The organism is Paenibacillus popilliae ATCC 14706 (genome assembly GCF_000315235.1).
GTDB classification, from domain to species: Bacteria; Bacillota; Bacilli; order Paenibacillales; family Paenibacillaceae; genus Paenibacillus_B; species Paenibacillus_B popilliae.
Map to the genome: position 1 here is coordinate 1 of NZ_BALG01000213.1, position 12,712 is coordinate 12,712.

The window sequence follows — 12,712 nt, forward strand, 5'->3', positions numbered from 1 at the left end:
TTGATCTGCCTATCTTTATTTGCGCAGAAGAAGCTCAAATTGGCAACCCTCATTTTCATTACATTGTGGTGGCCGACAGGCCATGGGGGTTTTCGAAACGCCTCAAAAATCGCCGAGAAGGCATTTTTGCCTATCTCTTGAGAATTGGGTGATCGTTATGAAGCTTGTTTCTCGCTCTCATCAGGATGATTGGGTCTTCGTATGCGAACAACTGCGAAAGGAGTACGACACACCGGAAGCCCTGTTGTTTTTGCAGCACTTCTACAGCGACCTGATCTTCTGGATTACGGCAATCGATCTATCCGCCACAGCTTCCTTCATGCATTCTGCTTACTCCTCCAATCCCAGAGGCCGCAAGCCCCATGATCCCGCCGATATGCTCCGCTGCTTGCTTCTCTTGACCAAGCTTGGACTGAGCGTCGATGACGGAGTCGTCGCCATTCGTACGACCCCTGTCTATGCCATCCTCTGCGGCTTTCAGCCTGGCAAGTCGCATTCTACGACTTCTTCTCCTGGCTTTGGCGGGCTTCCACTCCGCACAAGACCAGGCGCGTCAAACGCCTCTTGAAGAAACCACTAAAGAAAGGAAAAAGAACGAAAAGCAAGAACCCAAAAATCCAAAAATAACAGAGAAACTTGTCTCCCGCATCCTGTGCGAGGACAAGATCCGTTACGTCCCCAAGGAGCACGACCTATTGCAGCAGTTGTTCCAATCCATGTTTGTCCTGCCTTCTGCAGCTAAAGGATTGCTTGGCGATACGAACGCCTTTCGCGTCATCGGTGACGGGTCCCCGGTTGAAACCGAAGCACGTTCCTATGGCAAGTTCCTTTGCGATTGCCGCAAGTCCGGCAACTGGAAGTGCTCCTGCAAACGACAGTTTTCGGATCCCGATGCCGATTGGGGCTGGGACAGCTGCCGTGAGAAATATTACTTCGGACGTTACGCTCTACATGTTCGCGGCAGCCGACAGTTCTTACAATCTACCCGTATACCCGCGATTGTTCCGCGCTAGCCAACATGACTCCGTGTCGTGGATCTGCGGCTACCGGGAACGGTGTCACTGGTATTCGGACTGGAAGGTGGGAGAGGCGATCTTGGATTCTGCCCATGACGCTCTCCCGATTTATACCATGCTGGAACACGATGAGGTTAGCAGCATCATCGACCTGAATCTCAGGCGTTCCGGGCAAACGGTGTACAACGAAATGAAAATTGGCTCCGACGGTGTTCCCATCTGCCCCATTGGTCGCAATATGCTCTGCTGGGGCAAGTGTTTAGGGCGACAACGCATCAAGTGGCGCTGTCCCGCAAAAGTCGGAAAATGGGAGTGTCCTACGCCCTGTTCGCCTTCCGAGTACGGAAGGACGTTCTACACTTCAACTGCGGATAACCCGCGCCTTTTTCCGCGCATCCGCCGCGACAGTAAGGAATGGAGAAAGCGTTATGCGCTGCGAACCGGCGTAGAACGCTGCATCAAACGCCAGAAAGTCGATTACACTTTTTTAATTGCCCTTTTTGAGGGTTCGTTGGCATGCCCCTCTTTTATCCCTCATTCGGACTTAGAACCCCGCATTATTTCCGAGTCTCTATTTATGCAATGACCACAAGCAGGAAGCCCCCACATGTGATACAGGCTAGAACTAAACCAGTCAATACAATAACCCGTGATAATACAAGATTGGTTATTTTTTGTGCTAAATAGAAAGAGACGGAGCCAAACACCACCAAAAAATAAAAGTAAGGCTTTACTGGCCCCATCATAGGACTAAATATAAACATAAAAAGTAATTTTTGAATTATGAAGGCAAAAACTAAGCCCAGAAAAAGAAATAACATAATTCCAGCGGTCATATTTAAACGATATTTTAGAATTATTTTCAATAGCGCCCAACCTAAAATACACCCAATGTAGCTGAATAATATACTAACAGCAACAGACAGGAGCCATATTGATTTATATGTGTTTGCACTAAAGAATGGTAAATTTCCCAACGTAGCAACAAAAGCAGAAGCACCAGCACCTTTAAGGTAAGCAAACATGATCATCACTCCTCCTCTATACGTGAGATAACATGGAATGTTTTTCAAGTCACTGATTATTCAGTGCTCCGGGATTAATTCGGAAAAATTGAGGGAACAAACTCAGGAAACTCCGTACTAATATGATAATGTCGGAAGAATTGGGTCTGTCAAGATTTTTGTGTAAACTCATTTATAAAAGAGCCCCCGAGGGGGCGTATCCCCTTAGCTTACATGTTGACCCACTCAATCCGGGAAGAATACCGAGAGCTGGAGCAGCATTTGGCCCCAATTTTGAACCCAGTCTGTCCATTTGCGAACGACATCCATCGTCGAAAGGTAGAGCATCTTGAGCAGGGCTTCTTCTGAAGGAAAATACTCTTTCCTTTGGTGACTTTGCGAAGCTGGCGATGATAGCTCTCGATCATATTGGTCGTAAAGATGAGTTTTCGGATCTCCGGCGGATACTTGAAAAAGGTCGCCAACTCTCCTCCCCGTTGTTTCGCCAGGAACGCACGCTGAGCGGATACCTCGTTCCCCAGTTCTCTTCGAAGCGATTCAGTTCAACAAGCGCGGCTTCTTCTGTCGCGGCTTTGTAGATCGGCTTCAGATCAGCAGTGACCTTCTTCAGGTCTTTGTAGGACACGTAACGCATAGAATTGCGAATTTGATGAATGATGCACTTCTGAATTTCGGTCAGTGGATAGCAAGCCGTGATAGCTTGAGAGAAGCCAGTCAGGTTGTCCACACAGGTAATGAGAATGTCTTGTACGCCGCGGTTTTTCAGCTCATTCCGTACGCTGAGCCAAAACTTCGCAGACTCGTTCTCGCCGTTCCAGATGCCCAGCACATCTTTGTTGCCATCCAAATCAATCCCGATGACCATATAGGCAGCCTTGTGTAACTGCTAAAATAAAATCAGCGGATTCCGCTAAATAAGAATGAACAAAAACTTATCATTCCCTTCCTATTAAGCTATCATAGAACTGGTAGTTTTAGCATCAGGGGGGGAAAGGTATGAGGAAAGGTGGCCTATGTACTTCGCTATTCGGGAACAGAAAAACTTGGGTTTGAGAAAGTCGCAAGTGGCGAAAAACTTGAACCTATTCAGAAATACGGTGATAAAGTTCTGGAACATGTCGGTAAATGAGTACAAACTGTTTTTAGAGGGTCCAAGAACTGGAATTGTATGAATCGGAAATCGTCAGATGGTTACGAACATATCCTGATCTTTTTCCCGCTCAGGTCTTGGATTGGCTGAAGGAACGCCATCAAGGGTTGAGATTGCCGAGAGTACCGTTCGAAGTTATACGCATTATGGCAGGACAGACCGTTTACCACATCGGATGTCGTGGAGGCCCATGAGCAAGCCATCGAATTCTATGGCGGCCTGCCAGAAGATATCGTCTATGCTCAAGACCACTTGTTGTTAACCAGTGAAAAATGCGGTGAACTCATTCTGACGCATGAGTTCACCAAATACGTGGAAGCACGCGCCTTCCGGATTCATATGTGCCGTAAAGGCGACCCGGAAAGCAAAGGCAAGATTGAGAATCTGGTGAAATACATCAAATGCAACTTTGCAAAGCATCGTTCATTCACGAATGTAGATAAGCTCAATGAACAGTGCTTGGCCTGGCTATGCCGAACAGGCAACGCCAAGATGCATCATACGACCCAAAAATACCCGCCGAAGTATATGCTTTAGAAAAAGCGCATCTCCGCCCAGTCCAGAAAAAAATAGAAAAATCAAGCAACTCAAGGATAACAAGGACGGTGCGAAAGGACAACACCATCTGGTATGATTCGAACCGGTATACTGTTCCAATCGGCACCTATGAGGAGGTAATTCGCAAGCAGAAGCCGCGATATATTCGAGATCAATTGCAAGCGATTGAAAAGTATGTATCGGAGGCAAGTGCCAAGACGGCAGACCAGGCTCTGGCCTACTGCTTAAAGCACAGCCTGTACCGTGCTGCGGACTTTGCAGATGCCGTGAGTCACTACATAGAAAAGGCACAACAGCAGGCGGACGAGAAGCCGACTCAGAGCGACCTAAAGCTGCTCGCTCAAGTGGATCCTGCTAAACTGAAAGCCAAACCCCAAATACGGCCATTCCAGACGTACGAACGCATCTTGGAAGGCGGATAAAGATGACAACGTCCACGGGCGAGTTAAAGCAATGGATGAACACGCTCAATAGGACCGAGGCGGCACACATCCTGGAGGATCGTCTCTTGGATGCGCAGTCCAAAAACTGGAGCTGTGGGCAGTTCTTGCACCATCTCCTGAAGCATGAGTCGCATCGGCGAGAAGAAAAGCATTGAGCCAAACGGATGAAATAGGCTACGTTCCCTTTCGTCAAGTCGCTGGATGAATTTCGTTTGGTAGAACAGCAATCGCTATGCAAACGCCACATGGAACAATTACGGGAGCTGCTGTGGCTGGAGCACACTTACAATCTAATTCTCTTAGGCCCGCCTGGGGTTGGAAAAACTGACCTGTCTATGGGGCTGGGAATCGAGGCATTAGCGAGGTCACAAAGCATTGTCGCAATGGATACTTTGATCCATCTTCTCAAAACATAAGAGATTGCACGAACGTCACAGAACCGAAATCTAGGTGTTGAAAGTTGTTTAGCAGAATTTGCTCAAAAGTACTTGACGGTTACACCAGGGTATTCCATGCCTGTACCTTCGGTTGCAAATGGCACCGTTTTGTGATCCACATCCACGAACAAGGTAATGTAGCGGTGTCGCGCCTTGAGGACGTATTATCAATCGGAATCCGTTTCGTCTTTGATAAAGCTCTGCCATCGCCTTGTCGACGTAGTGATGGAAGATGCGCCACATCCGCGAATCATGTTCTCTAAGCTCATGGGCTGCCGCATTGACGGGCATTTCCGCCACCAAACACATCGCCCATGCTTCAAAAAGCACGTTGAAATACGATAACGCTCGCGCCCATTTTACCGTGACTTGTGTGACTTTATTGCATGCTTTACACTTGACCCTCGGCAATCGGGCGTGCATGTAGGTTTTCCAATCCCAGAAGTCCAGATGCCGCCAATCCTTTTTTGGGGTAGCTGCTCCGTACAAGGGATAGGCGAATGTCGTTCCTCGTGTAAAGTCGATGAACAAGTGCCAGGTCTGATCTTGATCGTTAAACTCAATTTGCGTCAATTCCCAAGTCTCTTCTCGTTGCAACGCCACTTTGAACATATCCGAAAACAAATTGTCATGGCTGCTTAATGATGTCCACATCTGCTATCCCGCCCTATTATTTTCTTACGGAGCAGTATTGACTATTTTTCTACTAAGAGACATTAGCATCAACTATAGCGAGGAAGCTTAGTAACTGTACATGCTGTCTGCTAATCTCTCCCAACGAATCCATTGCCAGCAAATCGACCGGGCGCACTGCCTCTCTGATTTCTGGTGGTAATGATGCAAGAAGACATGAAAGTTCAATTTGATGCTAGACTTTACATTCTGGGTAGAGACAAATCTAAAGTTTCGATTTTTTTCAATCCAGCGTCCACATAGGATGCGACGTCTTCGTCCTTTTCCACTTCAACTATCGACTCCGCATTTCAATCCACGCATCCACATAGGATGCGACCAGGTGGCGGAGCTTTGGCTCCTCATTATCCACAATTTCAATCCACGCATCCACATAGGATGCGACAAGAAAAAGAAAAAGCGAGCATAGTCGGTTGAATATTTCAATCCACGCATCCACATAGGATGCGACGCGAACGTCCGAGCGGTATCCGGTCTGGACAAAACAGATTTCAATCCACGCATCCACATAGGATGCGACTGTTACGGCGTGGGATCTCCCGAACATTATTAATATTTCAATCCACGCATCCACATAGGATGCGACCAGCGGCCGCCGGAAGGATTACGAAACATGGGCATTTCAATCCACGCATCCACATAGGATGCGACGTCGAATCTTTCGACGACGTCACCTAGCCTCGCGATTTCAATCCACGCATCCACATAGGATGCGACGAGACGGTCGAAATTGAAACGAGTATGGTTTATATTTCAATCCACGCATCCACATAGGATGCGACGTTATCTCCCATTTACTTCTCCTTCCTCCGGTTTTCATTTCAATCCACGCATCCACATAGGATGCGACAAGATGTTGAGGATTATGCTTTCGAGCAAGCCAAATTTCAATCCACGCATCCACATAGGATGCGACGATGAGCGGTCATACCCAGGAGCAGATTGGACAACATTTCAATCCACGCATCCACATAGGATGCGACATCTTCCGAACAATAGTTGGGGTAAGGATGCATATATTTCAATCCACGCATCCACATAGGATGCGACCAAGTGGATCGCTAAAAAGTCCATTGTAACGAGATTTCAATCCACGCATCCACATAGGATGCGACTGAGTACTGCGCGCGTGTCCGGCGCGGCAGTATGATTTCAATCCACGCATCCACATAGGATGCGACAATCATCTTGAGTTAACAGATGGCGTTGCGACTACATTTCAATCCACGCATCCACATAGGATGCGACAGCGATATTTACATATAATGTAATAAAGGAGACAGAAAACAAGCAAATTCTACAAAAAAAATAAGCAGTTACATCAAGATGGCTGTGTATCTATCATTTCGTGCGGATTTTTATGGTTAATTTATCCATGAGTTTGGTGCGAATCCCCCGGGGATTTCATGTGAGCTCCACATTCGCACCTGCGATGAAAAATAATATTTATGCAGTAATTAGAATAAATAAAATTTTATCCATTCACATTCTTGTCCTGCTTTTTAGTATATCATGGTTGCATGCGTTGCGGTAACTTTTTACAGCTTGTTTGAGCGAAAGCCAAATCTAGATAAGCTCCACATAACAACTGTCCATGCTGTCTGCTAATCTCTCACGACGAATCCATTGTCAACAAATCGACCGGAGGCACCGCCTCTCCGATTTCTGGTGGTCATGCAAGAAGTCATGAAAGTTTTATTTGATGCTAGGCTTTACATTCTGGGCAGAGACAAATCTAAAGTTTCGATTTTTTTCAATCCACGCATCCGTATAGGATGCGACCTTATTGTCGGAACATTCCTGGATGACGGAGGTTATTTCAATCCACGCATCCGTATAGGATGCGACATTACGGACTGTCGACGAACTCGACACCACGATATTTCAATCCACGCATCCGTATAGGATGCGACATGTGCCACGAATGTAATTCTGTATGGCGCGGTATTTCAATCCACGCATCCGTATAGGATGCGACCGGGCGGAGATGGCGGCGGCACTGGATAGGCTATTATTTCAATCCACGCATCCGTATAGGATGCGACCTTGCCGAAAAGCGCGCACGGCTTGCACTACTGATTTCAATCCACGCATCCGTATAGGATGCGACAACTGTGGCTGATGCTTATGTCTACATTAAGGGAATTTCAATCCACGCATCCGTATAGGATGCGACTCAAAGCGGGCAGTCATTGCCGTTGGTGCAAGGTATTTCAATCCACGCATCCGTATAGGATGCGACGTCTTCCTTCTGCGATTCGCTGCGATGCCGACCGATTTCAATCCACGCATCCGTATAGGATGCGACGTTCTTGGACGTTATGTCCACGATGGACGAGGCCATTTCAATCCACGCATCCGTATAGGATGCGACAGCGAAATATACATATAATGTAATAAAAGAGACCAAAAACGAGCAAATGCTACAAAAAAATGAGCAGTTAACTCAAGGCGGCTATGTATTTATCATTTCGCGCGAAATTTTATGATTAATTTATCCATTAAATTGGTGCGAATCCCCCGGGGTTTTCATGTGAGCTCCACATTCGCACCTGCGATGAAGAATAATTTTTATAGCATGAATTGAAATAAATACAATTTATTCAGTTCACATTCTTGTCTTACTTTTTAGTATATCATGGTTGTATACGTTGCGGTAACTTTTTACAGCCTGTTAGCGAAAACCAAATCTAGGTGAGTTCCTTCTTATTAACTGTACATGCTGTCTGCTAACTGGCCATGCTGTCTGCAAACCTCTCCCGACAAATCCATTGTCAGCAGATCGAGCGGCCGCACCGCCTCTCCGATTTCTGTAATGCAAGAAGTCATGAAAGTATAATTTGCGTTCGCGAACAGCGCATGCGACAGCTTCCGCCTGACGTCGATTACCTTGCAGAGCGAAAGGGAGCATACTCCTAAGGAGCGAGCAAGGTGTATCTCCACCAACGCGCAACGACACTTGCACTTCCATACCCCCATCGATACGATAAGCACCAACAGCCTCCCCTGATCCTAGACCGGAATCATCGCACCCGTGAGCCTTCCCGCCTTTGCCCTGGAAAAAGAAAATGCGCAGGCATCGCCGCCATGCGCCATGTATCCGTTCGCTTAACCGGGCTTTACTCTTCAAGCCCCGCAAGCACCTCGTACCAGATGCCCCGTTTGCTGTACAAGGTCTCGCGAACATGCTTCCAGCCGCCCATATCTTCGATGCCGAACAATCCCGCTGGCTCGGGATAACGGTCCGCCGTCTCCTCTCTCACTGACGGATCAACAGGACGAAACCCGGCTTCCGCCAGGAGGCGCTGGGCCTTCGGCTCCCGCAAGTAATCGACGAACGCCTGGGCGATGTCTGTCGTGCCGTGCTTTTGTGCATAGCGCTCGACGACGACGACAGGGTTGTCAATGCGAATCGTCCGCTCCGGCCGGATCAGCTCGTACGCGACGCCCGCTTGCATGCGGGACAGAATTTCGTTCTCGTAGGTTACGATGACATCGCCTACGCCGTATTCGAAGGCGGCCATCGACGCCCTGCCGCTTTTGTCCATCGAGATGACATTCCGGTGAACGCTCATCAGCAGTTCTTTCGCCCGGCGCTGGCCATCCTCTCCACGCTCCTTCGCCTTCAGCAGACCGGCTCCGTATATCGCGTTAATATCCCATTGGGCGCCGCCCGATGTCTTCGGATTCGGGTAGAGAACTTGAACGTCCGGCTTGGTCAGATCGCTCCAGTCGCGAATCTGATGCGGGTTCCCTTCCCGCGTACCCAGCACGATAAGGGAGCCGGTGACCATGCCTCCATAAGCGTCCCGTGCTTGCCAATCCGCCGGCACCAGTCCGGCCCGTACGAGCTTTTCAACTTCGCCCTCCATCGAGAAGAGCGCGACATCCGCCTCCAAACCGCTGGCAATCGAGCGCGCTTGCGTCCCCGAGGCTTCGTAGGATTCCTGGAATACGACCTGCTGCCCGGTCTTTACCTTCCAATCGGCCGCGAATTCAGGCAGTATCCGCTGCATTACGTCCTTCACGACGGAATAGGCGCCAATGACGAGTGTGACGCTGTCCTGACCGGATTCCCCCGGCGAAGGAATGACGGCAGCCTCCCCGGGCGAGGACGGTTGAGGGGCAGATACGGCCCTTGTTGTCTGGTCCTGTCTCCCCTCCTCCCGCACGCCTGGACTGCAGCCGAACAAGAGGATAATGATGATCACTGTCGCAATAAAACCGGATAAGCCGCGTGATCTGTCCCTGTCCATTTTGCCCCTCCTCTGTTAGCCCATAATGTGAACTGGCAGCGGCTCCGACTTCAATCGATTCTCGACCACCCAGCCCTCATCTCCCTCGAACATATAGACGCGATGGATCAGAACCTGGACCTGCTCGCCTGCCTGAAGCTGCGGCCTTTCCAAGGAACGGTACGTCTTCAGCACAAGATCGCCCACCTGGACCTCCACCATCCATTCGCTGCCCCGGAAATGGACCGCCTTGACCCGTCCGGACTCGCTCGCCGACGCCGGCCTTATTTCACCTTCCCTCCCGACCTCAGTATATTCCGGCCGAATAAGAATTCTCATCTCTTCCCCGACATCCAGTATCCCAAATCCTTTTAAGGCGCATATATCGTTCAAAATGGTCGATTCCCCTATAAATTCGGCGACAAAAGGCGTTTCCGGCATGTTGTAAATTTCCCATGGCGTCCCTTTCTGCTCGACGCGGCCCTGGTTAATGATCATAATTTCGTCCGCTACCTCGAGCGCCTCATCCTGATCATGCGTCACGAAGATCGAGGTGATGCCTACGCGCTCGATCAGTTCCCGCAGCCAGCTTCGCAGCTCCTGGCGAATCTTCGCATCAATGGCCGCGAACGGCTCGTCGAGGAGAAGCAGTTGCGGCTCAGGGGCCAGTGCTCGGGCGAATGCGACCCGCTGTCGCTGCCCACCGGACAACTGATGCGAGTACCTCCGCTCCACGCCGGACAGTCCGGTCAGTTCCAAGAGCTCGGCCACGCGTTCGCGAATCCGCGGCTTCGGCCACTTCAGAATATGCAGCCCGAAGGCAATGTTGTCGTAGACATTCATATGCTTGAACAGCGCATAGTTCTGGAACACGAAGCCGATGCCCCGCTGCTGCGGAGGCATATCATTGACGGCGGTTCCCCGGAACAAGATCTCGCCGCAATCCGGCTGCTCCAGCCCGGCCAACATTCGCAGCACCGACGTCTTCCCCCCGCCGCTCGGCCCGAGCAGACCGATAAGCTGGCCGGTTTCGACGGAGAAGCTAACATCCCGAACGACGTGATAGGCACCGAACCATTTATTCAACTGGCGAACCTCGATATGCATGTCAATCGACTCCTTTATGCTTTTTTGCCCATTCCATGAGCAATAGCAGAACGACCGACACGCATGCCAACACAAGCGCGAAGCTGCCGGCCGAACCGATATTGAAATTCTCCACATCCTGGTAGACCATTGTCGTCGCCGTCTGTGTCTTATTCATGATGTTGCCGGATACGACCAGGACGGCCCCGAATTCGCCGAGCGAACGGGCAATCGTAAGCACGCCCCCGTACGTGACCGCCCACTGGATGGACGGCCAAGTGACCTTCCAGAAAATCGTCCAATCATAGGCGCCCAGCGTCGAAGCCGCCTCTTCCTGCTGCGTGCCAAGCTCCTGCAGCACGGGGGCTACTTCCCTGACCATCATCGGGAACGTCACGAACAAGGTCGCGAGCACCATACCGGGGAACGCATAGACGACAGGCATGCCCATCCCGGAGAACAGGGCGCCGAGCACGGTATTCGGCCCGAGCAGCAGCGCGATCATGAAGCCTCCGATAACCGGAGATACGGCGTACGGAAGATCGACGAGACTGTTCAGCAGCCATCGGACCCGCTTGCCCAGCCAGCTTCCGCGTACAAGCAGCAGGGCGTACAGGACGCCGAATATCGTATTGAGTGTCGTCACGACGATGACAACGGATCCGGTCATGGCCATCGCATGCAGCGCCTCCGGTCGGGTGAGAGCGGAAGCGAAGGAGAAGAAGCCGCCGCGGAATGCTTCGGCTCCGATCTGGGCCATTGGAGCCAGCAGCAGGAGCAAAAAGACGGCATACGTCATCCCGATTAAGGCGGAGCGCGCTTTGGACGGCTTCGTCGGTCTCGAATGCCGGGAAGATACGGCGAGGGACACGGGTGGGTCTGTCATGGCGATACCCTCCGCGACTGCAGCATGCCGACCAGCCAGAGAATCAGGAACGAGATCGTGAGGAGCAGGACCGAGACGACGGCGGCTCCTTGGGGATTGTCGCTCTCGATCTCCCCGAAAATGAACACCGACGCAACGAGCGTTTTGCCCGGGATGTTGCCCGCAATGAGCACGACAGCTCCGAATTCGGCCATCGCTCGGGAGAAGGCGAGCATCGCGCCGCTGAGGATGCCCAAACGCATTTGCGGCAGCAGCACGCGCACGAAGGTCTGCAGTCGGGACGCGCCGAGCGTGTAGGCCGCTTCCTCCTCGAATCGATCAGCCTCTTCGAGCAGCGGCTGCACCGCCCGGATGACGAACGGGAAGGTCACAAAGACCATCGAGACGACAATCGCCGGCTCGGCAAGCACAAGGCGCCAGCCAACGGCTTCCGCCGCCCGGCCCGCCAGGCTCCCGGGGCCGAGCAATAGCAGAATCATCAGCCCGCCCACCGCGGTTGGCAGCGCAAACGGGAGATCAACGAGGCTGTTCAACCATGCTCCTCCGGCGAACCGGTACCGATGAAGCACCCAGGCTGTCATCGTGCCGATGATCATATTGATTGCGGTCGCGATCAGCGCCAGACGGAATGTCAATGCAACGGCATGCCAGGCAAGTGGCTCGGTGATGCACTCTCGGAATGCCTGCCAGCCTCCGCTGAACGATTGCACATAGATTCCGCTGATGGGCAGCACAATGAGCAGAAAAACATAGAGCAGCAATGTCGAGCGGAAACCCCAGATTGCGCCTTTGTGCCGCAGGACACCATTCACCCCAGACTCCTCCTTCTGCAAGAAATACAAAATTATTCCCACTTGTTTACTTGGTTTTTATTGGGGTTACAATACCAAAAACGAAAACAAAACATCAATGCCTAACAGATTCTTATGCAACTTATTCGAAATGCTTAGGATAGGTGATTACCCAGTGCCTAGATTTTTGCGGAGTGTGATCATCTGGGGCGTTCGCGTCGAGCAAGAAAGGGAGTGCGGAAAGTGATTCAGAGGCTAAGGCAGCAAAATTCGAAGGGGAATGACGCGCATGGGAAGCCGTGTTATCGATGGTAGCGGAGCCAAGCGCGGGTACAAGCAAATCAAAACAGGGCAGCCGCTGCAAGATGACGGGCTGCCCTGCCTATCCGGAT

General features: G+C 50.9%; 13 protein-coding genes, 2 pseudogenes and 2 CRISPR repeat arrays. Of the genes and pseudogenes, 7 read left to right on the top strand and 8 right to left on the bottom strand.

What is annotated here, in order from left to right; all coding sequences use genetic code 11:
* The first annotated feature begins 157 nt into the window (after positions 1–157).
* From PPOP_RS24360 to PPOP_RS24370, 3 genes are all read left to right on the top strand, one after another.
* A complete protein-coding gene (locus PPOP_RS24360; RefSeq protein ID WP_234399832.1) occupies positions 158–568 on the top strand; it encodes a transposase in 411 nt (136 codons plus the stop codon).
* 127 nt (positions 569–695) lie between these two features.
* Complete coding sequence (locus PPOP_RS24365) at positions 696–1,013, top strand: hypothetical protein (RefSeq protein WP_006287040.1); 318 nt, start codon at positions 696–698, stop codon at positions 1,011–1,013.
* 82 nt (positions 1,014–1,095) lie between these two features.
* Positions 1,096–1,602, top strand: coding sequence for a hypothetical protein (locus PPOP_RS24370; protein WP_234399833.1), 507 nt, complete (start codon positions 1,096–1,098; stop codon positions 1,600–1,602).
* Here PPOP_RS24370 and PPOP_RS13350 read toward each other — a convergent pair.
* Positions 1,592–2,041 (bottom strand): hypothetical protein, encoded by a 450-nt coding sequence (locus PPOP_RS13350; RefSeq protein ID WP_042228859.1) that lies wholly within the window; start codon positions 2,039–2,041, stop codon positions 1,592–1,594. The two genes, PPOP_RS24370 and PPOP_RS13350, sit on opposite strands and share 11 nt — an antisense overlap.
* A 225-nt stretch (positions 2,042–2,266) precedes the next feature.
* Positions 2,267–2,924, bottom strand: a pseudogene (locus tag PPOP_RS13355) (IS256 family transposase); the annotation flags it as partial.
* Between the two features lie 447 nt (positions 2,925–3,371).
* On the opposite strand from PPOP_RS13355, the gene PPOP_RS24375 reads away from it, so the two are divergent.
* From PPOP_RS24375 to PPOP_RS24390, 4 genes and pseudogenes are all read left to right on the top strand, one after another.
* Positions 3,372–3,728 carry an IS21 family transposase gene (locus PPOP_RS24375; RefSeq protein WP_006287043.1) on the top strand — a complete coding sequence of 119 codons (357 nt, stop codon included), beginning with the start codon at positions 3,372–3,374 and terminating at the stop codon, positions 3,726–3,728.
* A gap of 68 nt (positions 3,729–3,796) precedes the next feature.
* Positions 3,797–4,171: a hypothetical protein gene (locus tag PPOP_RS24380; protein WP_006287044.1), complete on the top strand. Its 375-nt coding sequence runs from the start codon at positions 3,797–3,799 to the stop codon at positions 4,169–4,171.
* Between the two features lie 2 nt (positions 4,172–4,173).
* Positions 4,174–4,347 (top strand): hypothetical protein, encoded by a 174-nt coding sequence (locus tag PPOP_RS24385; RefSeq protein WP_234399834.1) that lies wholly within the window; start codon positions 4,174–4,176, stop codon positions 4,345–4,347.
* Between the two features lie 30 nt (positions 4,348–4,377).
* Positions 4,378–4,608, top strand: a pseudogene (locus tag PPOP_RS24390) (ATP-binding protein); the annotation flags it as partial.
* A gap of 48 nt (positions 4,609–4,656) precedes the next feature.
* On the opposite strand, the gene PPOP_RS13370 reads toward PPOP_RS24390, so the two are convergent.
* The 6 genes from PPOP_RS13370 to cysT all read right to left on the bottom strand — a co-directional run bounded on the left by PPOP_RS13370 (position 4,657) and on the right by cysT (position 12,341).
* On the bottom strand, positions 4,657–5,283 hold the full coding sequence (locus tag PPOP_RS13370) for a helix-turn-helix domain-containing protein (protein ID WP_052516623.1): 627 nt from the start codon (positions 5,281–5,283) through the stop codon (positions 4,657–4,659).
* A gap of 326 nt (positions 5,284–5,609) precedes the next feature.
* Positions 5,610–6,571: a CRISPR direct-repeat array (repeat unit 32 nt; unit sequence ATTTCAATCCACGCATCCACATAGGATGCGAC).
* Between the two features lie 501 nt (positions 6,572–7,072).
* Positions 7,073–7,696: a CRISPR direct-repeat array (repeat unit 32 nt).
* A gap of 335 nt (positions 7,697–8,031) precedes the next feature.
* Entirely contained in the window at positions 8,032–8,316 is a 285-nt protein-coding gene (locus PPOP_RS13375) for a hypothetical protein (protein ID WP_042228861.1), read from the bottom strand.
* A gap of 125 nt (positions 8,317–8,441) precedes the next feature.
* Positions 8,442–9,578 carry a sulfate ABC transporter substrate-binding protein gene (locus PPOP_RS13380; RefSeq protein ID WP_006287047.1) on the bottom strand — a complete coding sequence of 379 codons (1,137 nt, stop codon included), beginning with the start codon at positions 9,576–9,578 and terminating at the stop codon, positions 8,442–8,444.
* Positions 9,579–9,593: 15 nt separating this feature from the next.
* A complete protein-coding gene (locus PPOP_RS13385) occupies positions 9,594–10,664 on the bottom strand; it encodes a sulfate/molybdate ABC transporter ATP-binding protein (RefSeq protein ID WP_006287048.1) in 1,071 nt (356 codons plus the stop codon).
* Position 10,665: 1 nt separating this feature from the next.
* Positions 10,666–11,529, bottom strand: a complete 864-nt coding sequence (locus tag PPOP_RS13390; protein WP_093471056.1) for a sulfate ABC transporter permease subunit — start codon at positions 11,527–11,529, stop codon at positions 10,666–10,668.
* A complete protein-coding gene (cysT, locus tag PPOP_RS13395; RefSeq protein ID WP_006287050.1) occupies positions 11,526–12,341 on the bottom strand; it encodes a sulfate ABC transporter permease subunit CysT in 816 nt (271 codons plus the stop codon). Before cysT ends, PPOP_RS13390 begins: the two co-directional genes overlap by 4 nt.
* Between the last annotated feature and the right edge of the window lie 371 nt (positions 12,342–12,712).

Excerpts from the sequence above, each read along its gene's own strand:
- PPOP_RS13370 (WP_052516623.1), bottom strand. The coding sequence starts at position 5,283 with ATGTGGACATCATTAAGCAGCCATGACAATTTGTTTTCGGATATGTTC.
- PPOP_RS13385 (WP_006287048.1), bottom strand. The coding sequence starts at position 10,664 with ATGCATATCGAGGTTCGCCAGTTGAATAAATGGTTCGGTGCCTATCAC.
- PPOP_RS24385 (WP_234399834.1), top strand. The coding sequence starts at position 4,174 with ATGACAACGTCCACGGGCGAGTTAAAGCAATGGATGAACACGCTCAAT.
- PPOP_RS24360 (WP_234399832.1), top strand. The coding sequence starts at position 158 with ATGAAGCTTGTTTCTCGCTCTCATCAGGATGATTGGGTCTTCGTATGC.
- PPOP_RS13390 (WP_093471056.1), bottom strand. The coding sequence starts at position 11,529 with ATGACAGACCCACCCGTGTCCCTCGCCGTATCTTCCCGGCATTCGAGA.
- PPOP_RS13380 (WP_006287047.1), bottom strand. The coding sequence starts at position 9,578 with ATGGACAGGGACAGATCACGCGGCTTATCCGGTTTTATTGCGACAGTG.
- PPOP_RS13350 (WP_042228859.1), bottom strand. The coding sequence starts at position 2,041 with ATGTTTGCTTACCTTAAAGGTGCTGGTGCTTCTGCTTTTGTTGCTACG.